The following is a 20,921-nucleotide window of genomic DNA, read 5'->3' as shown; positions in this document are numbered from 1 at the left end:
TTTCGTCCTGTCGCGTTGTTGTTTTCATTCCGCCACACGGGTCACATACTTAATGTATGCTCCCCGCGCTGTCTTCATTTCAACGCCTAGCGGCAACACGAACTATATAGAACATCTAATCTTAGTCAGAAATCTATTCATTAATTTTTTCAATTAATTGATAAGTCGCGGTAATGCGGTCAGGGATTGGATACCATTTGTTGGACAAAATCACCACCGCGATTCGGTCTTCAGGAATAAACGCCGCATAGGTTGCAAAACCATTGGTTGAACCTGTTTTGTTATAAAAAGCACGGTTTTCTGGTGGCATTACGGGTTGAATAGCGTCAACCTTTTGCGGCTCAAGCGCCATTTCGTCTCGGTTACCCTGTTGTAGATGAGAGAGGGATACGGGCAATGAATAACTTTCCCACATCATATCTTGTACAAAAGAGTCAGTTAGATAGAACCCAGTGTGCGTATCTTCTACTGCTTCTTGCCACGGTTTTGCAACTTTTGTCATTTGCATATTAATATCTAAGAAACGAATTAAATCCTTAGCATTCGATTTTAAACCATAAGATTCAGCATCTAAAATTTGCGGTGTCACACGAACGGGCTGATCTTTCTTATTATAACCTTGAGCATAATTTTTCTGTTGGTTTTTAGGCACATGAATATAGGTGTGTTTTAGCCCAAGAGCGGGCAACATTAATTTTTCCATTGCTTGTTCAAATGGCATTTTGAGTTGTTTAGCCGTAATGACGCCTAATAACCCAATGCCGAGATTTGAATAAGAACGATATTGCCCAATGGCTTTTTCTGGTTTCCATTGTTGGTAATAACGGGTTAATTCTGCTGAATTGGTAATGGTATCGGGTACAAATAACGATAAACCTGAAGTATGAGTAGCGAGGTTCATTATTGTCACTTGGTCGAAAGCAGAACCTTTTAATTCAGGAAGATAGTGGCTTACCTTTTGCGAAAAATCGAGTTTTCCTTGGTTTTGTGCATAGGCTGCGAGTGTGGCAGTAAACGTTTTAGATAAAGAGCCAATCTCAAATAAAGTCTCGTCACTGACAGGTACTGAGTCTTGCTTAGATTGTACACCATAATGATAAATATAGTGTTTTCCATCAACTGAGATTGCTACAGACATGCCTGGGATCTGCTTCTCTTCCATTAGCGGTTTAATAATATTATCCACGTCCTTTTGTGTGAATGCATTAGCGGATAGGGTGGTTAAAGCCAAACTGAGTGCGATAAAAATTCGCCCCTGACGAAAAAGATTTTTCATAGAGTTATTCCAATAAATACAAGTTTAAGTTATTGCTAACAGGAACTGGAAAGCACTTCATTGTAAATTAAAAGTGCTTTAATATACGATTTTCAGCGGGTAATCCGTGGTTGAAAAATAGTATGCATGCTTTCAAGCATCATTTAAAACGATATAAAATTCGATGAGGTAAAAGAAAATCTTATGGCAGAAAATTATCGTCATCGGCTACCCCTCAATGCACTTAGGGCATTTGAAGCTTCCGCACGGCATTTAAGCTTTACACGAGCCGGAATAGAATTGAATGTCACTCAGGCCGCTGTCAGTCAACAAGTTAGGCTGTTAGAGGAGCAATTGGGGCTAGAACTGTTCATTCGCTTACCTCGAGGACTAGCATTGACCGAAGAAGGCTTCGCGTTGCTACCTGTATTGAGCCGCTCTTTTGACCAAATAGAGTCACTATTACTGCAATTTGAGGATGGCCATTATCGAGAAGCTTTAAGTATTTCAGTGGTCGGTACATTTGCGGTGGGTTGGTTATTGCCAAGACTAACGCAATTCTCTGAACTGTATCCTTATATTGATTTACGCATTATGACCCATAACAACGTGGTGAATTTAGCCGCGGAAGGCGTTGATTTTGCTATTCGTTTTGGTGAGGGCCTATGGCCTCTGGTAGAAAATACACCATTGTTTCCAACTGCGCATACTGTGCTTTGTTCAGAGAAAGTTGCGAATCAGCTACAACATCCATTAGATTTAAAATCTCATCAGTTAATGCGTTCATATCGTAAAGATGAATGGGAGAAATGGTTTTTAGCCGCAGAAGTGGAACCATGGCGCGTCAAAGGGCCTGTATTTGATTCATCGCGTTTGATGGTTGAAGCCGCGCTATTAACCGACGGTGTAGCCTTGGTGCCAAGTTGTATGTTCAACCATGAATTAAGTGCTGGAACATTAATTCAACCTTTTAATATCTCTGTGACTTTAGGTGGATATTGGTTAAGTCGTTTAAAATCGAGAGCCATGACACCGGCGATGGCGATATTTCATAATTGGTTGGTGGATGAGTCTAAAAAAGAACAATAAGTCGGTGCTATACTATTAATAGAAATAGCACCGATATTTAATTTACTAGCATAATATAATGCTCATATTTAGAAGTTAAAATACCAGAGCTTCAGCCGAGAAATAATTCTTTTTGCTAATAGGGAGCTCTGTACTATTAATTTCTATGACGGCTGTAGTAAAGAAATAGGTTGGAGAAACATTAAATATTTGTGCCAACTGGTAAATGGTATCGACATGAATATTGACCTCACCATTTTCATAGCGTGATTGGTGCTGTTGGCTAATACCTAATAACATGCTTAATTCTTTACCACTCATTCCGTGACTTTCTCTTAATGACCTAATTTTTAAACCGACAGATTTAGATATTTTTCGTTTCATAATGTTCTCGCAAATTTATTTTTAATATTGTAATGTAGATATAGTTAATTTTTTTAATGTAATTGGTTTTTCTAGTGTTATGTATTATTACTTAAACTATTAAATGCCATGAGGCTGAAAAAATGACTTAATATCAACCTCAAAATATGTTGCATATTGGAACAATCTATCTAACGTTATTCTATTTATTCCTCTTTCATATCGTGATTGCTGTTGTGGGCTGATACCAATAACTTTTGAAATTTCATTGATTGATATTCCATTCATTTTTCGATAATAAAGTATTTGTTTACCAATAAGATAAGAGCTTGAATAAGACATATGAACTCCTATAATTAGACTTTTCATTTCTAACTAAACAAAATTCCAAGATAGCCTCTCTATCTTAACCATTTTAATAAAATAGTAAATTTGCTATTTATCAATTATTCTTTCATATTCTTTCATATTCTTTAATATTAGCAATAAAAATCAAATTATAAATAAATTAACCTCTTTTTATGATTAATGTTGAATGCTATTTATTCATATCTTATGTTAACCGACGCGGTCGAGTTTGCAGTTCCTGCGGTTATATTATTAGCAGTTTTAATATATCGAGCTTTCCAATTAAAAATATAGTCGCCACCTGCAACGTTATTTTGCAAAGTAAACTTTGAATTAAGCTTTATTGGGGTGCTGTTTCTATCTAATAATTGAATGGCGACTCCGGTCGCTTGCCCTTGTCCAGACAATTTAATTTTCCCTGTATTAGTATCAACATACCCAGCACTACTTGTCACTGTCACTTTTAGATTAGTGCCTGCAGCGCAGCTTAATGTAATGGGTATATTGACACTATTGCTAGTAGAGCCAATAGCTTTAAACTGAGTATCATACCAAGTCCCTAAGTTAACATTGTAACTTGTCGCTTTTGTTGAGCACTTTAATACATTAATCTTGATAGCACCCGCTGGAATATTCAATGATGTTAAATTCCAAGTACTGTTATGTGGCGCTGGATTGTGCTGTGTTAATTTTCCCACAAGGCCAGCCTTTAAATTTCCCCCCTGTGTGACCTGCCCTGTTTTTTTGATAGTAATAGTCCAATATGGGTTAGGAATACCCCAAGCAGCAGGGTTAGCTAATGTTGGTGGCCCATAACGTGTGTTCAAGAAACCAATTTCCGTAGCTTTTACTTGAATGCTGATGCCTGGTATATTACTGGCTGCAATTTTATTACCGTTTGGTACCCACCCATTCACATAGTCAGCATGTAAATAGGCATCACCGCATTGGCCATTACTTTTTGGGCCTGAAAATGTATTGACTTGTGAGCCTTTAAAATTGACTCGAATAGTATCGAGGTCTCGTGCTCCTGTATCGTCATATTGCAATGAATAGGTTTTCGTAGGTACATTAACCACAACATTTCGTAAGTTCGGGTTTTGAATACAGGCCGCTTGTACATATCCAGAAAATGTAACGATAGTACTAAATATTAAAAGTAGATTTTTATTTTTCATTTTCATCCTTGATTAAATAATTAGTGTTTGATGTTTTAATTTCGTTTAATTCTTTATTATTAAAGACAAAAAAATCAATAAGGTAAATGTCAAATATTTTTGCATATTGATAGAGTCTATCAACATTAATTCGATTAATGCCTCGCTCATATCGTGATTGCTGTTGTTCACTCACTCCTACTACTTTAGATAAATTCTCTAATGTCATTCCTTTCATTTTTCGATAATAAGTGATTTTATTGCCAATTATTTTTGAGATAGGGTAGTGGCTAGGCATATCATTATCTCCTATTAAGGTGTGTGTGATTATAATAAGAAATTATATTTAATTATTGATAAGTAAATGTAAATTCTAAATGGCTTTTAAATGAGCCTGCAACCATACCATTTCCATATCCTGAAACTCTTGCAGACAGAGGAATTTCAACATTTCGTGTTTGTGTATTAACATTCGCAGTAATCGTATCACCATTTTTAATGGTTGTTTTATTCACTGTGTTGGCTAAATTCAGCGCCACATTTTTTGCTGTACCATTATTAATAAAATGTTCCGTTACTGTTGAGTCTGGCGTACCTGATATTTTCATTACAGCGATGGTGGTGCCGACAGGGCAATTTTTTAGTTTCACGGAAAAATCAACCCACGGAGATTTCTGCGTATCTTTGATATTCCAAATATTAATTTTTTTCAAATCAATTAAATAATTATTTTTTTCGACTTCACAAGGGGCAGCAATAACGACGCCATGTACTTTAATATTTGCAGTTAACCCAAATGCAGTTAAAGAGCAGCTCATGATTGATAGTAATAGGATAAAATGTCTCATATTATTCTCTCTTTTATAAATAGGTAATTGTTGCCGTAATGTTGGCGGAAATAGTTCCCGGAGTGGCATTACCTAATGAGCTAAAAGCACGGGTGCGTAATGGAATATTAATATTCGCTTGCCCATTTGTCGGAACTTGTAATATTTTTTGGTTACCTAAAGCAGTTGTTCCATTACCATTTTGTAGTTGTACGGCTAGGTTTTTAGCTGTGCCTTGATTTTTGTATAAACTTGCTACATCCGCGGTATCCGCCGTCCCTGTAAATGTCAGCTTTACTTGATTAATAAAAGATGAACAATTATTGAGACTAATATTAAATGTATTCCAGTTAGAGCCAGAGCTCGCATTGCGAAATACATCAGCTGAAATACTTTTCAGGTCAATATCAATATTATTACCACCAGTAATATTACAAGTTGCCGCTCTAATATTACCGGTGAAATTCAACGTGACAGTGCTAGCAGCGAATAAGTTCCCACTGAATATTAAGCTACTAAGTAAAAGTAAATTTTTAGGTGTTATTTTCATTTTTTATTCCTACTCATAGCGGATATTTACAGTAGCGGAGGCATTCGCTGTACCTGGCGTGATATTATCTGCCGTTTTTATATAGCGAGCTTTCCAATTAAACATATAATCACCGGCTGGAACATTATTTTGCAGGTTATTTGTGGTATTCAATTTGATTGGATTATTATTTTTGTCCAATAATTGTATTGCGACACCAGTAGCACTATTAGTTCCTGTTAGCCCTAATTTTCCCGTCGCAGTATCTTCATATTTAGAACTTGTGACAGTCGCTTTAATATTGGTGCCAGCTGCACAAGTTAATGTAATTGGGATATTAACCGGTGTACTGGTTGAGCCTATATTGGGAAACTGTGTATCATACCAATCTTGCATATCAATATTGTAGGTTGACTGATTATTCTTTAATGAACAGCTAAGTACATTGATACGAATAGCATTGGTCGGCATATTTAAGGTTGTTAAAGTCCAAGTCACATTTGTTGGCGCACGGTAAGTTGCGGTTAGCCTTGCAACATTTCCGGCTCTTAATGTGCCACCTTGTGTTACCGAACCGAGTTTTTTTACTGTGATGCTCCAATGCGTTGTTAATATATTATAATTTGCGTTGTTTTTATCCCAGGTTGCATTAAATGCTCCAATGCCTGCAGTTGTAACAGAAATACCAATACCAGAAATATTAGATAGGGCAACTTTATTGGCATTTGGTGACCAGCTATTTATAAAGCTACCCGTTAAGTATGAAGTAGCACAAGAGCTCGAATCACTAGCTACCCACTGAGATGTAGATGAAAAATTAGCACTGAGAGAACCTAAGTCTCTAGGTGTATTATCATCATATTGAACGTTATAAACTGCGGCCGGTATATTAGCTAGTTTATTATTTAAATTTGGGTTTAAGGTACAAGCAGCATTAGCATATCCTGAGTATAAATATATACAACTAACAGGCAATATTGATTTATAAATAAAGTTTTTCATTATTTACTCCTTATTATCGGCAAACCGCTGCTGTTTTATATAAACCCATATAATTCGATATGCCCGCTAAGTTATAATTTACTCGGCATTGTTGTTTATCGTTATATTGAATAATAAAGCTGCCGTTTTCAGCTAAACCAGATAAATAAATTTCACCATCATTGCCCACCATATTATTTAACTGTGGGTTGTCATTAAATATGGCCTGAGCACCAAAAGGTAAGGGTTTACCATCAGTAAAAGTTAATATCATGATGGCACGATACCCGACATTCGCTGCAAAGTTGGCTTTCACCAGAGCACCGCGACTTGGAGCAACACTTTGGCTGGTTAACTCCATTTCTGTATTTTCAGGTAGTCCTGAGGTATCGATATCAATCACATTTTTGCGATAAGCAGTGACATAAGGTACGAGCGCATAACCTTGGTTGTTTGTTACCACCCCAGCTTGGTTTAGAACGGGAACATCACCCGCGTCAGGGATTTCCACAATAGCAGCGGTTTCGCCTAATTGCTGGCCAAGAACTAGGCCACCAGAGTGAGCTACTAAGCTGCCATTAACACCGTAATAAAGGTTATAGCTGTCTTTGCTATAGCCAGTTCCGCCTGAAACTTCACCATATTGCCCTTTATAAGAGGCATTCATATTACCGCTAGTGCCTTGGTCTCGAGTGGTAAAGCCTTGTTGCATACTCCAATTTAGGCGGTTATTGAGCTGAGAGGCGGAAAGCCCGATACTGCCTGTGCTTGGGCCATCACTGCTGCTGTTACTGTTAAAGTTGTAATAGAAAGTATTATCAAACACGCTAAACGGTACACTGACAGAGAAAGCAAGTTGATGATCATCTTCACTTTTCGTACGACTACCGGAGCTATAGGAGTAACTATTGGTATTTTTGTTATAGATATAATTCAAGCTATAACTGATGCCTTGCCAACTATTGTTGTAACCCACGGTGGCTGATTGTGTTTTACGGTCACTATTCCAGTAGTCCTCATTGATATAACCAACTGAAATTGAACCAAAGTTATCTCCTAAATTTTGACTGAGAGTGATCTCACCGCGATTACGGCGGCGTTCAATTTCAGGGGCATAATTTGTATTTCTATAGCCGTCAAAGACTTCCGCTAAACTGTAGAAACCTTTAGTGGAATAACGGTAACCTGCCAATGCGATATTAGTACCAATGTCGTTGATATTTTTGTTATAGCGAAAACGGTATGACTGACCTTTTTCCGTAACATCATTACTTAGCGTTGAATTTGCATGAGTAACATCAATAGATAATGCACCAAACCGTCCAAGGTTTTGACCCGTACCGATAGAGTAAGATTGGTAGTGCTCACTGACTTGGCTACCACCATAAGCGGTAATACCATAAGGTAAGCCATAGATTAAGGTAAATTGGCCAAATTTTGTTTTATCAATGCTACTGTCATAAGCGCGGTATTCCCCGCCTGTTACGCTATAAGAAAAATACCCCTCACGCTGTAATACAGGTAATGAGGCGAAAGGAACAATTTGGTATTGCTCGCTCCCGTTGGATTCCTTGATGGTGACATGCAAATCACCACTTCCCCCTGTTGGGTATAAGTCTGTGATTTCAAAAGGACCAGCAGCCACTTCAGTTTGGTAGATAATGTAGCCATTTTGGCGGATCGTTACTTGTGCATTGCTACGCGCTATCCCGCGTACAACGGGTGCATACCCGCGTAAGCTTTCAGGGGACATATCATCATCTGTCGCAAGCTGGGCACCACGAAACGGTACGCTATCAAAAACCATCGAAGGCGAGACACTATCCCCCAAGGTTAACTGACTTTTGATGCTATTAATGCCACGTGATGCATAGGTATAAATGGTGTCCCATTTACCAGATTGGTCAGTATTGCTTGACCATGTGGTGTAATTCCGTAACCGCCAAGCTCCAATATTTAAACCGGGCCTTAAATTTACATAATGGGATGTATTATCTGAGCCATTTTTTTTACGGTCATAATTTTTCGACCCGTTATAGCTGTAATTTAATAACAGCGCATTAATCCCATTATCGATATTAGCTAAGTCAACGTAACCCCTTGGGTTTCTGTCTAATGCGATTTGAGGAATACTTAAATATAAACGTTGAGAATCAAACTCAAAGTTACTGGTGGCATCAGGGATCGCGGCAAGGTTGACACAGTGACTTCCTGCCGTTTGTAATTCAGGGTATTCCGCTGTTTTGATACCAAATTCTTTAATGTCAGCAAGTGATAAACACGGAATTAATTGGTTCTGGCTATTTTTTTCGAATTTAAGATTTTTAGAACCAATTAAATTAGTATTGACATAAATATCAACATAGTAGTTACCTGCTAATTGTTCGTTATTTTCAAACTGCGATAAATCAACTGAGTCTTTATTCGGCAACTCTAAGAAATCTGGGTCAAAATAGACATTTTTTTCTATTTTTTCTTCAGCATATAATGATGCGGTATAGCCTAAATATAATAGTAGGCCTAGAGATATTTTATTTATTTTCATGATAAAGCCCAACTTATTTTATAGTTTTATATTTTCTTTTCGAGTGCTTCTGGCGCTGCGCCATAATCATTAATAACTTCCCATTTAATTGTTCCATTGGTATTTGAGTTATTAATCTCGAAAGTTGCGTTTGAGAAAGGTGCAGCATAAGAAACATCATTAGCTTTTGTTCCGTTAAAGCTGATGCTCTGAAAATTCATAAAATAAGGTGTTGGGTTATTAACCGTAATTTTATTCCCAGATTTAGACCATACTAATTTTTTTTGCTCTTCAATAAAATTGACATCCTTTAAAGCTTTGGGACGATAAATGAGTTTCATCTGTGTTTTAAAGGCAATTTGTAGTGAATTTTCTGTTCTTTCTGTTGCTGGAATCGTTTTTATATTTAGCCAAAATAATGATTCTCTATCATTCGGTAGTTTATTTTCGGTTAAAAATATTCTAAGTGCATTGGTTTTTTCAGCATTAAGCCTAAATAATGGTGGTGTTATAGTGAAATCTGACTGTTTTTTTTCATCTATATTATCTATCCAGGATTGAATTAAATAAGGGATCTTATCTGGGTTTTCTACACTGATACTGACATCTTTGTTTCCCTCATTATAAATAACACGAGTTCCACCAATAATAACGCCTGCGTTTGCAGTATTTATTAGTAGAAATAACGAAATAAAAATATAGATAATAGATCTCATAATACCACCATTGAATGTTATTAGATAAGGTTCAATTCCGTTTAAACCTTATTTGTTACTTAGTTATAATTGATTGTGAAAGTCGCCGTACCGTTGGCTGGACCCGGTGTTACAGAGTCAGTTTTGGCAATATAACGCGCTCTAAAATCTAAATTATTCTCTACATTTTCTTTTAATGGGTATGCTTTAGATGCGGTAAATAGTGGAACGACTTTATTAGTATCGTCAGTAATTTGAATACCTACACCTGTTGCAACTCCGGTCTCTTCTTTTAATTTAATGACTTCATCGTCACCAATATAAGAGTCAGCATCGAATTTAACTGAAGCTGTTGTCACTGTCGCTGGGCAGTTAATTAATTTAATAGTAAATTTAGTTGCAGCAGCAGTGCTTCCCGCTGTTGGTAATGCCTTTTTAGATACTTGGCCTAAGTTTACTTTTAATGCATCAGAGCCTGCAGCTAATTCACATGCTTGGTCAATGATTTCACCGGTAAAGTCGATAGTACCATCTGCGGCTAATGCATTATTAACAGCAAAGATTGAGGTTGCAGCAATTAATGATGCAAGTAAGTTTTTTTTCATTTGTTTTTCTCCAAAAGATAATTATTTATTTTTCATTGAGTAGGTGGAATCACCAATTACTCAATTGGAGAGTATTTTGAAACTATTTTTTAAAATAAACAAGTTTTGTCAAATTTGGTAAAATATAATTAAATTTTAATGTATTTAATTTTTTTAATTAAGTTAACACTGTATGGGAGAGTAATTGAAGCTCTATTTTATCTTAAGGTAAATATATTTTTAGGTGGGATTTTTACTAAAGTGAAATAACGATATAAAACTAAGAATAATTATAAAGTGGGAGATAAGTTTAATTTGTCTCTCATATGGTGATTATTTGGGGTTATAAGACTTTGACACGTCAGACCACATTTGGAGAATATTTAATTTGTACTATCGTAAAACGAAATAATAGTGTAACTATCGAATTTCGCAGGTCTAAAAGTGCTATTTATTTCCTTTTTTGAATAAAGAAAGGGTATTGTCATTCAGAAAATGAATGAAAACAGTTAAGTCATTAATCTCGGCCTTCAGAAAATATTAAATTGCCATTTGAATATTTTCGTTTAAATTCAATTGAGTAGCCTTAATCTTCATTAATTATGCTAAGGCTACATAAGAAACTTCTTATTTATAGATACGTTTAAGCTACAGTGTTCATTGTTATAAAATTCCTATAAACGACATTATTCTTGTATTAATGCTACTTGTATAAATTGAAATTCTGTTCAGGTGATAATAAGCTTTCTGCCTGCAATATCTTTTTTTTATTTTGTTTATTATTCATTGTGTTAATCGGTATTGGGATAGTAAAATCAACAACTAACTCTTGAATATCAAGTTCTAATATTTGTGAAATAGAATAAAGTGTATCAACATGAATTCGTATTTCCCCGAGTTCATGGCGGGATTGATGCTGTTGGCTGATCCCGAGCAATGTACTGAGCTGCTGAATACTCATGTTTTGGTCTTTTCTGAGTGCGCGGATCCGTGCTCCGACAATTTTAGAGGTGTTTTTTTTCATATTGATAACCAATAATGATTAAGTAAAAGTGCTACAAAGAGAATGATTGTTTAATTTCATTACCATTTTTAATTTTTATTTTTTCATATTCATTAAATGAAAAAAAATAACTAATATTGATATCAAAATAATTGGAGTACTGCTTCAGTCTATCTATCGATATTCGGTTACTGCCTCGTTCATAGCGTAATTGCTGTTGTTCACTAATGCCAATATTTTTAGCAAGGGCAATAAGAGATAGTCCTTTATCTTTACGCAATGATTTTATTTTATGACCAATAACCGCAGAGACAGGGTAATAATTGCTCATTATTCAACCTCTTTAATTTTTATTCTTAACAAGTGTAAAGTGATATTTTTACACTCACGATATATCTATCAGGTATCCTTTCTCTTATCTTGATTTAAATCATAAGCATTCAAACTAGGTTGTTTTATATTGAAAATAATGCATATTAAATATTTTTCGTCACCTTAAAATTTAAATTAATCCAATTACGATGATGTGTTTTAGAATATCAATACCTAACTTTATTAGTGATAAACAAATGTAAAATCAAGGTGGCTATTAAATGAACCACTTGTCATACCTGAGCCATAGCCTGCCATTCTCGCTGATAGCGGAATATCAACTTTGTGGGTTTGTTCATTAATGGGCACCATAATTTTTTCACCATTTTTTATTGTGGTTTTATTTGCATGGTGAGCTAAGTTTAATGCGACATTTTTAGCACTACCGGTGTTGATAAAATAATCCGTTGTGGTTGAATCTGGTGTGCCTTTAATTTCCATAATGGCTTCCTTGGTACCCATAGGGCAATTTTTCAATTTAATTGAGAAATCAACCCACGGTGAAGTTTGTGTATCCCGAATATTCCAAACATTCACTTTTTTCAGGTCAATAACATGATTGATGGTTTCTAATTCGCAGGGCATAACTGCGACATAACCATGTACATTGATATTAATTTGCTGGTCTGCTGCCAATGCGGGGCTGGAAGCAAGACAGAATAACAGCACTATTTTCTTCATGTTATATGCTCCGGTTTATAAATAGGTGATGGTGGCGGTAATATTGGCTGAAATAGAGCCAGCCACGACATTACCTGCCATGCTAACAGCCCGCGTACGCAGTGGAATAGCGACATCAGATTGCCCATTTAAGGGCACTTGTAATATTTTTTGATTACCTAACGGTGTGGCACCATCACCGCTTTGTAATTGCACAGCTATATTTTGAGCAGTACCTAGGTTTTTATATAAGCTAGTCGTATCAGCTGTGTCCGCAGTGCCTGCAAATGTCAGTTTGATTTGATTGATAAATGACGAACAATTATTTAAATGAATATCAAAATTTCTCCAGTCGGATCCTGTCTGCGCGCCATTAAATATATCAATCGGTAAACGTTTTAAATCGATATCAATATTGTTGCCGCCAGAAATATTACAGGTAGCGGCTTTGATATTTCCGGTGAAATTTAATATGACGTTATCTTCAGCATATGTATAAAAGCTGGCGATCAAACTATTTATTATCAATAAGGAGTGTATAAAGTTTTTCATTATTTAATCCTATTCATAACGAATATTAACAGTGGCTGAGGCATTCGCAGAGCCCGGGGTGATCTTATCTGTTGTTTTAATATAACGTGCTTTCCAGTTGAATATATAATCGCCTTCTGAAACATTTGTTGCTTGGGTGAATTTTTTATCCAATGTTATTGGGTTGTTATTGTTATCTAATAGTTGTATAGCGATGCCTTTTGCGCTATTTCCGTCGGAGGCTAAGTTGAGCCAGCCAGCTGTCGGAGAGGATGAACCATTGGTACTTTTCACAGTTACATTAATATTTGTCTCAGGGTTACATTTTAGTGAAATTGGAATATCTATCATCTCACTAGTATCCCCAGTATTTTTAAACTGAGTATCGTACCAATCGCCTAAATTAATATTGTAAACACTCTGATTTAGCGAGCAATTAAGCACGTTAATGTAGATAGAATTAGGTTGAATAGACAATGTGGTATTTAAATGATAAGCAGATCCTGCTGCAGCATTACGGTTACCTTTTGTGGCAATTAATCCACTATCAATATACCCAGATTTTGTTACCTTACCAGTTTGAGTTAAAGTTAAAGTAAAATATGCAGGTATCCAAGGTGTGGAGTCATATTTATTATTACCATTAATATAAGCCACATGAGGGAAAGTAAGGCTTGAAGAGCATGATGGACAGTGATTTGCAACAAACCTAACATACTGCGACACACCTAATATATTTGTTTTTAAAGGTGTTTGAGATGTTTGACCATTTGCATATAGATATTGAAAATAGACATTTCCAGTATTGCTATTTGTAGTAGCAAGATTTTTACATTGGCTATTATAGTCTTTACCGCTATTATTTACATACATATCAAGAGGTACGCTTGAAGTCGCTTTTATTGTCTTTAAATTACCGGTAAAATTACGGTCGAATGGAACATTAATTTTATGTGTTCCACTAATATAGGCGGCACGAACAGGTTGACCTTTAAAGCAATCGTAAGCAGCGTTCGATTTATTATTAATAATGAGAAGTACCACTGACAATAAAAATAATCTTATTGTAATTTTCTTTTTCACTGACAAACTCCTTGGGTTTTATATAACCCCATATAATCCGAAACACCGGCTAAGTTATAATTTACTTGGCATTGCTGTTTATTGTTATATTGGATAATAAAGTGACCACTTTCCGCTAAACCGGATAAATAAATCTCTCCATCATTACCCACTAGATTATTTAGCTGCGGGTTATCTTTAAATATCGCTTGTGCGCCAAATGGCACGGGTTTTCCATCTGCAAAGTTCAATACCATGATGGCGCGATAACCGACATTGGCAGTAAAACCAGCTTTAACTAATGCCCCACGGCTTGGGGAGACTGACTGGCTGGTGAGTTCCATTTCCGTGTTGTCAGGTAACGCCGAGGTATCAATATCGATGGTATTTTTGCGGTAAGCGGTGACGTACGGCACTAACGCGTAACCTTGTTTATTGGTTACTACACCCGCTTGGTTTAATATGGGAACATTCCCTGCATCAGGCACTTCTACCAGCGCGGAAGTCTCACCCAGTTGTTGCCCTAACACTAACCCGCCCGCGTGGGCGACAAGGCTGCCGTTAGTTCCGTAGTACAGGTTATAGTTATCCTTGCTATAACTTGCGCCCCCGGAAATTTCGCCATATTTACCTTTATAGGTAGAGTTCGCATTACCAGAGCTGCCTTGCCCCTGATCGGCTAAACTTTGTTGCATACTCCAATTTAACTGGTTGTTTAGATGGGAGGCAGAAACACCGATGTTACTTGAGCTAGAGTCACGGCTACTGTGGCTACTGGCAAAGTTAATGTAGGCGGTATCTTCAAATAAACTGAACGGGATATTGACCGAAAAGGTAAATAAGTGGTCTTCATCACTGTATTTTTTCGTTCCAGTACTCTGTGAATAGCTGCTGGTATTCTTGTTATAGGCGTAGTTCAGCCCGTAACTGATCCCTTGCCAGCTATTGTTATAGCCAAGGGTTGCTGACTGTGTTTTGCGGTCACTATTCCAATAATCTTCATTAACATAACCCATTGAAATGGAACCGTAAGTATCCCCTAGGTTTTGGCTGAGAGTGATTTCACCACGATTACGGCGCCGCTCGATTTCAGGGCTGTAGCTGGTATCACGGAAGGTATCAAACACCTCGGATAAGCTATAATACCCTTGGGTTGAATAGCGGTAACCTGCCAAAGCAATATTGGTGCCGATATCATTGAGGTTTTTGTTATAGCGGAAACGGTAAGATTGCCCACGCTCTTTGCTGTCATCACGCATTTTGGCGTGAGATTGGGTAATATCAATAGACAGCGCCCCGAAGCGTCCCAAGTTTTGCCCGGCACCTATCGAATAAGATTGGTATTTTTCACTGAACTGACTCCCTCCGAACATGGTGATGCCATAGGGTAAACCGTATACCAAAGTGAACTGGCCAAATTTGGTTTTATCTACATGGCTATCATAAGAACGATATTCTCCAACGGTGGTGCTATAAGATAAGTAACCTTCACGTTGTAGCACAGGGAGAGAGGCAAAGGGCACAATTTGTACCTGTTCGCTGCCGTTCGACTCTTTTATCGTCACATGCAAGTCACCGCTGCTGCCCGTTGGGTAGAGGTCATTGATTTCAAAGGGGCCTGCTGCCACATCTGTTTGGTAGATGGTGTAACCGTTTTGGCGGATGGTAACTTGCGCATTGCTGCGAGCAATACCACGCACGACGGGCGCATAGCCACGCAGACTTTCAGGGTACATATCATCATCGGTGGCGAGTTGCGCCCCACGAAACGGCACACTGTCAAACACCTCTGACGGCGAAACGCTGTCTCCCAAGGTTAGCTGGCTTTTTATACGGTTGATCCCACGGGAGGCGTAAGTATAAATAGTATCCCATTTATTGGGCTGCCCTGTGCTGTTGGACCACGCGGTATAGTTGCGCAGACGCCATGCCCCAATATTTAAGCCGGGGCGTAAATTGACGTAGTTTGAGGAGGTGTCTTCTCCACCGCTACGATCGGTATTTTTAGAACCGCTATAGCTGTAATTCAGTAATAGGGCGGTAATACCGTTATCGATATCGGCAAGGTCAACATAACCCCTCGGGTTTTTCGCCAGCGCGATTTGCGGAATACTTAGGTATAACCGCTGTGAATCAAATTCAAACTGGCTTGTTGCATCAGGAATGATTGCTAAATTGACGCAGCTTGTTTGGCTATTTTGTAGCTCAGGATAATCTGCAATTTTAATATCGAAGCTTTTTAAATCATCCAAAGTTAAGCAAGGAACCAGTTTATTCTCAGTATTTTTATCAAACTTTAAACTTTTTGCCCCGATTAAGTTGGTATTGACATAAATATCAACGTAATAGTTACCCGCCAATTGTTGGTTATTTTCAAATTGGCTTAAATCGACAGCATCTTTATTAGGCAACTCTAGGAAATCAGGGTCAAAATAGATATTTCCTTGTGCTGTATTATTATCGATGGCATTTTCAGCGTATAAAGGTACCGTATAGCCTAAATAAATAAGTAGGCTAAAGCATATTTTATTTATTCTCATTTTAACAACCTAAATCAATATTGGGCTATATTTTCGCTTCAGCCAGTTCAGATGCGGAGCCGTAATCATTAATGACTTCCCATTTCACCGTGCCATGAGTGGCAGCATCGTTAATTTCAAAAGAAGTGCTGGAAAACGGTGCCGCATAAGAGACATCATTGGCCTTTTTACCGTTAAAGGTAATACTTTGGAAATTCATAAAATACGGTGTCGGGTTTTTTACCGTAATCCTATTGCCTGTTTTTGACCAAATTAATTTCTTTTGCTCTTCAATAAAATCAACATTTTTAATTGCAGAAGGGCGATAAATTAATTTCATTTGTGTTTTAAAGGCAATTTGTAATGAATTTTCCGTGCGCTCTGTTGCTGGGATCGTTTTTATATTCAGCCAAAATAATGATTCTTTATCTGTCGGTAAGGTATTCTCGGTTAAAAATATTCTTAACGCATTGGTTTTATCTGCGTTTAATCTAAATAATGGTGGTGTAATGATAAATGCGGATTGCTTATTTTCATCAATACCATCAATCCATGATTGAATTAAATAGGGGATTTTATCAGGGTTTTCGACACTAATACTGACATCCTTATTTCCCTCATGATAAATAACACGGGTGCCGCCAATAATAACGCCTGCATGGGCTAAATTAATCAATAAAAATGAAGAAATAAAAAAATAAACTAAGCGTTTCATATTAGTACCATTGAATAGAGGAATAAGGTTTAAATCCATTTAAACCCTAAAAGCCAATTAGTTATAATTGATAGTGAAGGTTGCGGTTGAGTTTGCTTGACCAACGCCAACGCTATCAGACATTGCAATATAACGAGCAGTAAAATCTAAATTATTTACTGTCTTTTCTTTTAATGCATACGCACTAGATTCAGTAAATAACGGAACGGTTGTTCCGGTGACGTCCTGAATTTGAATACCAACGTTTTGTGCTGTTGTCGCAGCAGTAGGGTCGGTTAACTGGAGTACACTGCTGTCACCTGCGTAACTGGTGGCATCAAATTTAACCGTTGCGCTAGTCACGGTTTGCGGGCAGTTTTCTAATTTGATGGTAAATTTAGTCGCTGCTGCCGTGCTACCCGTGCTAGGTAATGCCGTTTTAGAGATTTTCCCTAAGTTTACGGTAAATGCATCAGAACCGGTTGCAAGCTCACACGCTTGGTCGGTAATTTCACCCGTAAAGTCGATAGTTCCATCAGCAGCTAATGCATTATTAATCGCAAAAACAGACGATGCCGCAATTAAATAGGCAAAGACATTCTTTTTCATTTATTACTCTCCAAGAGGATGTTTATGTGATGAAATTGAGTTATTAAAAATATTCAATAACTCAACTGGGGGTATTTTGACTTTTATTTTAAAAATAAACAATATGAGAGTAATTTAGGTTTAATGCCCTTATTTTAAGCTATTTTCATATCTTGTATTTGGTATTCACATTATAAGTTGGGAGTTTTTCATGGATGTTTTAAGAAATGTTGTTTTTTTAATTATGGGGTTTTTATTGCTGATCAAAATAAAGATTAAATAGCTAAATTAGTTTTAAGGTGGAGGTTTTTGGTATTATTTCACGCATAATGTGTTTTGATGGAGTTTAATATTGCAGCTGTATTTTAAATATTTCATTTTAAAACAAAAAGCAGTCTAAAATGTATTATGGTAAAAGTATCATCCGAAACTAATCATCATTAATGGTGATTTATTTAACGTTTAAATATCTTTTTTTAATGTGAGTTGGTATGGCGTTTTTGAATGTTAAGATAAGTATAAAATAATAAATTAAGTCATACCTATCTTAATAGGATAATCAACTTCTGTGGTTATTCAATTCCTAGCTCTTTTAATTTACGGGTTAGGGTATTTCTTCCCCAGCCTAATAAACGGGCAGCTTCTTGCTTATGGCCATTGGTGTATTTCAACGCGCAATTTAACATTGTACGCTCGAGTAAGGGAATGGTCTGTGCAAAGAGGTCTTCTTTACCCTCTATTAATGCGTTATCGGTCCACTCTTCCAGTAATTCAAACCACTGAGTAGCAGAATTAGCAGTGTGTGATGATAAAGATTGTGTTTGTATAGCATCGGTTTGCGATGATTTAACCACTGCATTTTGTTGAGGGTGCTCTTCAAGCAAATCATCGGGCAAATCTTGCGGTAAAATTTCTTGGCTTGCCGCCATCACAGTTAGCCAACGGCAGACATTCTCCAATTGGCGAACATTACCTGACCAATAATAGCGCTGAAGAATTTTTTCGCTGTCGGGGTGAAGAACCTTAGCCTCGACACCGAGTTCTTTTGCCGTATTTTGTAAAAAATAATCGGCGAGACGCGGGATATCCTCAATGCGTTCACGTAATGGCGGTAATTGTACTCGAATGACATTTAATCGATGAAATAAGTCTTCGCGAAATAAACCTTCTTTAACCCGTTTTTCGAGGTCTTGGTGAGTTGCGGCAATAATCCGCACATCCACATTGACTGGGGTATAACCGCCAATACGATAGAATTGGCCTTCCGCCAGAACACGTAACAAGCGAGTTTGGACATCAAGGGGCATATCGCCGATTTCATCTAAAAATAAGGAGCCATGGTTAGCTTGTTCGAATCGGCCTTGGCGTACTTGGCTCGCGCCGGTGAAAGCGCCTTTTTCGTGACCAAATAGCTCAGATTCAATTAAATCTTTGGGAATGGCAGCCATATTTAACGCAATAAAAGGGGCATCGGCGCGAGGGCTGTGCTGATGTAACGCGTGGGCAACCAGCTCTTTCCCGGTGCCTGACTCACCATTAATCAGCACACTAATAGATGAGCGTGATAAACGTCCAATAATGCGATAAACCTCTTGCATCGCTGGTGCTTCACCGATCATTGTCGAAGAAACAACAGGGGAGGCTGGTTTCGCTTCACGGCCTGCATGGTTTTGTTCCCGGCTATGATTCAAAGCGCGTTCGACCAAGGCAACGGTTTCATCGATATCGAAAGGTTTTGGCAAGTAATCAAAAGCCCCTGATTGGTAGGCATTCACGGCAGCATCAAGGTCAGAGTGCGCTGTCATGATAATAATCGGTAAAAGGGGGTGCGATTGTTTAATGGTATTTAGTAGCTCAATACCATTTTTGCCTGGCATACGGATATCTGATAACAATACATCAGGGAGTGAATTTTCTAATGCGGCGAGTACAGCATCCGCACTGTCGAAGCAGGTACAAGCAAAGTTAGCATTATTTAATGCGCGCTCAAGTACCCAACGGATGGAACTATCATCATCAACCACCCAAATTTTTCCCTGCGTCATGGTTATCTCCTATTTCTTAATTGGTAGATAAATGGAAAACTCAGTGTGACCCGGCCAACTGGTAAATTCGATTTTTCCTGCGTGTTGGTCAACTAAACTGCGAGCAATCGATAGGCCAAGCCCTGTGCCATCAGGCCGCCCACTGACCATGGGATAAAACAATGTATCCTGAATTGCTAACGGAATACCGGGGCCGTTATCTTCAATATCAATACGTGCAGCTAAACGATAGCGCTCACCTTGCAGTGTGACTTGAAAAGCGGTCCGGGTACGCAAAGTGATATAACCCCCCGTTTCGGCGAGGGCTTGTAAGGCATTTCGGGTGATATTCAGGAGTACTTGCTCTATTTGGTCTGGGTAATACTCTAATTCAGGCAAACTTGGGTCGTAATCACGAATTAGTGTCACATTATTGGGTTTTTCTAATGACACTAACCGCGTTACGTTTTCCATAATATGATGAATACTTTGCTGCGTTTTCGGCCCCGGATATTGTGGCCCAAGTAGCCTATCAACCAGTGCTCGCAGGCGGTCGGCCTGTTCGATAATCACTTGAGTATATTCATTTAATTGTGGGTCAGGTAGCGCTTTAGAGAGCAATTGCGCAGCGCCTCGCAAACCCCCGAGTGGGTTTTTAATTTCGTGAGCAAGCCCACGGATCAGTTCACGGGCAGCGAGCTGCTGGGCATTTTGTGCGAGTTCTTGGCTCAAACGTCGCTGGCTATCTAATTGTGAAAGCTCAACTAAAATAAATTGTTCTGAAAAAGGCTGAGCGCTGCACGACATCACATGAGAATGGTTGTTAAACACGAAAGTGACTTCATTTTCGGTAAAGCTATGGCCTTCTTTTAGGCTATTGAGCATCAGTTCATCATTGAGTGAACAGTAGCTAAATAACAGTGGCAGAGGTGTCCCGTATAGCTTGCGCTGGCTTTGGGTTAAGATCTGGAGTGCAGCATGGTTGGCGTAATGGATAACCAAGTCGTAATCCAAAATTAGCACGCTATTAATGAGAGAGTCGAGAATATGTTCCGGTGCTGGCAAGTGTTCGGTTTTCATGTAATGTTGCTCCTGCACTATTTTGGTGCATTATACCTGATAGACCAAACAACCGAT

At 37.9% G+C, this 20,921-nt stretch carries 22 protein-coding genes; 1 reads left to right on the top strand and 21 read right to left on the bottom strand.

Annotated features, from left to right (window positions below):
- Nucleotides 1-133: 133 nt before the first annotated feature.
- On the bottom strand, nucleotides 134-1,276 hold the full coding sequence (gene ampC, locus PSE60_RS16400) for a class C beta-lactamase (protein WP_272666084.1): 1,143 nt from the start codon (nucleotides 1,274-1,276) through the stop codon (nucleotides 134-136).
- 183 nt (nucleotides 1,277-1,459) lie between these two features.
- On the opposite strand from ampC, the gene PSE60_RS16395 reads away from it, so the two are divergent.
- On the top strand, nucleotides 1,460-2,344 hold the full coding sequence (locus PSE60_RS16395; protein WP_272666083.1) for a LysR family transcriptional regulator: 885 nt from the start codon (nucleotides 1,460-1,462) through the stop codon (nucleotides 2,342-2,344).
- 75 nt (nucleotides 2,345-2,419) lie between these two features.
- On the opposite strand, the gene PSE60_RS16390 is transcribed toward PSE60_RS16395, so the two are convergent.
- The 20 genes from PSE60_RS16390 to glnL form a co-directional block, all read right to left on the bottom strand.
- Nucleotides 2,420-2,707, bottom strand: a complete 288-nt coding sequence (locus PSE60_RS16390; RefSeq protein WP_272666080.1) for a helix-turn-helix domain-containing protein — start codon at nucleotides 2,705-2,707, stop codon at nucleotides 2,420-2,422.
- A gap of 99 nt (nucleotides 2,708-2,806) precedes the next feature.
- Nucleotides 2,807-3,028 carry a helix-turn-helix domain-containing protein gene (locus PSE60_RS16385; RefSeq protein WP_272666078.1) on the bottom strand — a complete coding sequence of 74 codons (222 nt, stop codon included), beginning with the start codon at nucleotides 3,026-3,028 and terminating at the stop codon, nucleotides 2,807-2,809.
- 200 nt (nucleotides 3,029-3,228) lie between these two features.
- A complete protein-coding gene (locus PSE60_RS16380) occupies nucleotides 3,229-4,212 on the bottom strand; it encodes a fimbrial protein (RefSeq protein ID WP_272666075.1) in 984 nt (327 codons plus the stop codon).
- The gene (locus tag PSE60_RS16375) at nucleotides 4,202-4,489 is read right to left on the bottom strand and encodes a helix-turn-helix domain-containing protein (RefSeq protein WP_272666074.1); all 288 of its coding nucleotides are present in this window, start codon (nucleotides 4,487-4,489) and stop codon (nucleotides 4,202-4,204) included. The genes PSE60_RS16380 and PSE60_RS16375 overlap by 11 nt, the downstream gene beginning before the upstream one ends.
- A gap of 52 nt (nucleotides 4,490-4,541) precedes the next feature.
- Nucleotides 4,542-5,039: a fimbrial protein gene (locus PSE60_RS16370; RefSeq protein WP_272666072.1), complete on the bottom strand. Its 498-nt coding sequence runs from the start codon at nucleotides 5,037-5,039 to the stop codon at nucleotides 4,542-4,544.
- A gap of 13 nt (nucleotides 5,040-5,052) precedes the next feature.
- On the bottom strand, nucleotides 5,053-5,568 hold the full coding sequence (locus tag PSE60_RS16365) for a fimbrial protein (protein WP_109912398.1): 516 nt from the start codon (nucleotides 5,566-5,568) through the stop codon (nucleotides 5,053-5,055).
- Between the two features lie 9 nt (nucleotides 5,569-5,577).
- Entirely contained in the window at nucleotides 5,578-6,549 is a 972-nt protein-coding gene (locus PSE60_RS16360) for a fimbrial protein (RefSeq protein WP_109912399.1), read from the bottom strand.
- A 13-nt stretch (nucleotides 6,550-6,562) separates the two neighbouring features.
- A complete protein-coding gene (locus tag PSE60_RS16355) occupies nucleotides 6,563-9,073 on the bottom strand; it encodes a fimbria/pilus outer membrane usher protein (RefSeq protein ID WP_272666070.1) in 2,511 nt (836 codons plus the stop codon).
- Nucleotides 9,074-9,099: 26 nt separating this feature from the next.
- The gene (locus tag PSE60_RS16350; RefSeq protein ID WP_272666068.1) at nucleotides 9,100-9,768 is read right to left on the bottom strand and encodes a fimbrial biogenesis chaperone; all 669 of its coding nucleotides are present in this window, start codon (nucleotides 9,766-9,768) and stop codon (nucleotides 9,100-9,102) included.
- A gap of 59 nt (nucleotides 9,769-9,827) precedes the next feature.
- Nucleotides 9,828-10,352: a fimbrial protein gene (locus PSE60_RS16345; protein ID WP_109912401.1), complete on the bottom strand. Its 525-nt coding sequence runs from the start codon at nucleotides 10,350-10,352 to the stop codon at nucleotides 9,828-9,830.
- A gap of 682 nt (nucleotides 10,353-11,034) precedes the next feature.
- On the bottom strand, nucleotides 11,035-11,355 hold the full coding sequence (locus PSE60_RS16340) for a helix-turn-helix domain-containing protein (protein WP_272666065.1): 321 nt from the start codon (nucleotides 11,353-11,355) through the stop codon (nucleotides 11,035-11,037).
- A gap of 31 nt (nucleotides 11,356-11,386) precedes the next feature.
- Entirely contained in the window at nucleotides 11,387-11,665 is a 279-nt protein-coding gene (locus PSE60_RS16335; protein ID WP_272666063.1) for a helix-turn-helix domain-containing protein, read from the bottom strand.
- A gap of 224 nt (nucleotides 11,666-11,889) precedes the next feature.
- Nucleotides 11,890-12,387 carry a fimbrial protein gene (locus tag PSE60_RS16330; protein WP_272666061.1) on the bottom strand — a complete coding sequence of 166 codons (498 nt, stop codon included), beginning with the start codon at nucleotides 12,385-12,387 and terminating at the stop codon, nucleotides 11,890-11,892.
- A gap of 15 nt (nucleotides 12,388-12,402) precedes the next feature.
- Nucleotides 12,403-12,918, bottom strand: coding sequence for a fimbrial protein (locus tag PSE60_RS16325; RefSeq protein ID WP_272666059.1), 516 nt, complete (start codon nucleotides 12,916-12,918; stop codon nucleotides 12,403-12,405).
- A gap of 9 nt (nucleotides 12,919-12,927) precedes the next feature.
- Nucleotides 12,928-13,980: a fimbrial protein gene (locus PSE60_RS16320; RefSeq protein WP_272666057.1), complete on the bottom strand. Its 1,053-nt coding sequence runs from the start codon at nucleotides 13,978-13,980 to the stop codon at nucleotides 12,928-12,930.
- Nucleotides 13,977-16,499: a fimbria/pilus outer membrane usher protein gene (locus PSE60_RS16315; protein WP_272666056.1), complete on the bottom strand. Its 2,523-nt coding sequence runs from the start codon at nucleotides 16,497-16,499 to the stop codon at nucleotides 13,977-13,979. The genes PSE60_RS16320 and PSE60_RS16315 overlap by 4 nt, the downstream gene beginning before the upstream one ends.
- Nucleotides 16,500-16,524: 25 nt before the next feature.
- Nucleotides 16,525-17,193 carry a fimbrial biogenesis chaperone gene (locus PSE60_RS16310; protein WP_272666055.1) on the bottom strand — a complete coding sequence of 223 codons (669 nt, stop codon included), beginning with the start codon at nucleotides 17,191-17,193 and terminating at the stop codon, nucleotides 16,525-16,527.
- 57 nt (nucleotides 17,194-17,250) lie between these two features.
- Complete coding sequence (locus PSE60_RS16305) at nucleotides 17,251-17,781, bottom strand: fimbrial protein (RefSeq protein WP_272666053.1); 531 nt, start codon at nucleotides 17,779-17,781, stop codon at nucleotides 17,251-17,253.
- Nucleotides 17,782-18,332: 551 nt separating this feature from the next.
- Nucleotides 18,333-19,805 (bottom strand): nitrogen regulation protein NR(I), encoded by a 1,473-nt coding sequence (gene glnG, locus PSE60_RS16300; protein ID WP_272666051.1) that lies wholly within the window; start codon nucleotides 19,803-19,805, stop codon nucleotides 18,333-18,335.
- A gap of 9 nt (nucleotides 19,806-19,814) precedes the next feature.
- Nucleotides 19,815-20,864 (bottom strand): nitrogen regulation protein NR(II), encoded by a 1,050-nt coding sequence (glnL, locus tag PSE60_RS16295; protein ID WP_272666049.1) that lies wholly within the window; start codon nucleotides 20,862-20,864, stop codon nucleotides 19,815-19,817.
- Between the last annotated feature and the right edge of the window lie 57 nt (nucleotides 20,865-20,921).

The organism is Providencia sp. PROV174 (genome assembly GCF_028480685.1).
In the GTDB taxonomy this organism is placed as follows: domain Bacteria; phylum Pseudomonadota; class Gammaproteobacteria; order Enterobacterales; family Enterobacteriaceae; genus Providencia; species Providencia rettgeri.
This window is presented reverse-complemented; position numbering and strand designations above follow the sequence as displayed.

Coding starts and splice junctions, on each gene's coding strand:
- PSE60_RS16305 (WP_272666053.1), bottom strand. CDS start 17,781: ATGAAAAAGAATGTCTTTGCCTATTTAATTGCGGCATCGTCTGTTTTT.
- PSE60_RS16345 (WP_109912401.1), bottom strand. CDS start 10,352: ATGAAAAAAAACTTACTTGCATCATTAATTGCTGCAACCTCAATCTTT.
- PSE60_RS16370 (WP_272666072.1), bottom strand. CDS start 5,039: ATGAGACATTTTATCCTATTACTATCAATCATGAGCTGCTCTTTAACT.
- PSE60_RS16395 (WP_272666083.1), top strand. CDS start 1,460: ATGGCAGAAAATTATCGTCATCGGCTACCCCTCAATGCACTTAGGGCA.
- PSE60_RS16330 (WP_272666061.1), bottom strand. CDS start 12,387: ATGAAGAAAATAGTGCTGTTATTCTGTCTTGCTTCCAGCCCCGCATTG.
- PSE60_RS16325 (WP_272666059.1), bottom strand. CDS start 12,918: ATGAAAAACTTTATACACTCCTTATTGATAATAAATAGTTTGATCGCC.
- glnG (WP_272666051.1), bottom strand. CDS start 19,805: ATGACGCAGGGAAAAATTTGGGTGGTTGATGATGATAGTTCCATCCGT.
- PSE60_RS16385 (WP_272666078.1), bottom strand. CDS start 3,028: ATGTCTTATTCAAGCTCTTATCTTATTGGTAAACAAATACTTTATTAT.
- ampC (WP_272666084.1), bottom strand. CDS start 1,276: ATGAAAAATCTTTTTCGTCAGGGGCGAATTTTTATCGCACTCAGTTTG.
- PSE60_RS16380 (WP_272666075.1), bottom strand. CDS start 4,212: ATGAAAAATAAAAATCTACTTTTAATATTTAGTACTATCGTTACATTT.
- PSE60_RS16335 (WP_272666063.1), bottom strand. CDS start 11,665: ATGAGCAATTATTACCCTGTCTCTGCGGTTATTGGTCATAAAATAAAA.
- PSE60_RS16310 (WP_272666055.1), bottom strand. CDS start 17,193: ATGAAACGCTTAGTTTATTTTTTTATTTCTTCATTTTTATTGATTAAT.
- glnL (WP_272666049.1), bottom strand. CDS start 20,864: ATGAAAACCGAACACTTGCCAGCACCGGAACATATTCTCGACTCTCTC.
- PSE60_RS16375 (WP_272666074.1), bottom strand. CDS start 4,489: ATGCCTAGCCACTACCCTATCTCAAAAATAATTGGCAATAAAATCACT.
- PSE60_RS16315 (WP_272666056.1), bottom strand. CDS start 16,499: ATGAGAATAAATAAAATATGCTTTAGCCTACTTATTTATTTAGGCTAT.
- PSE60_RS16340 (WP_272666065.1), bottom strand. CDS start 11,355: ATGAAAAAAAACACCTCTAAAATTGTCGGAGCACGGATCCGCGCACTC.
- PSE60_RS16355 (WP_272666070.1), bottom strand. CDS start 9,073: ATGAAAATAAATAAAATATCTCTAGGCCTACTATTATATTTAGGCTAT.
- PSE60_RS16350 (WP_272666068.1), bottom strand. CDS start 9,768: ATGAGATCTATTATCTATATTTTTATTTCGTTATTTCTACTAATAAAT.
- PSE60_RS16365 (WP_109912398.1), bottom strand. CDS start 5,568: ATGAAAATAACACCTAAAAATTTACTTTTACTTAGTAGCTTAATATTC.
- PSE60_RS16360 (WP_109912399.1), bottom strand. CDS start 6,549: ATGAAAAACTTTATTTATAAATCAATATTGCCTGTTAGTTGTATATAT.
- PSE60_RS16390 (WP_272666080.1), bottom strand. CDS start 2,707: ATGAAACGAAAAATATCTAAATCTGTCGGTTTAAAAATTAGGTCATTA.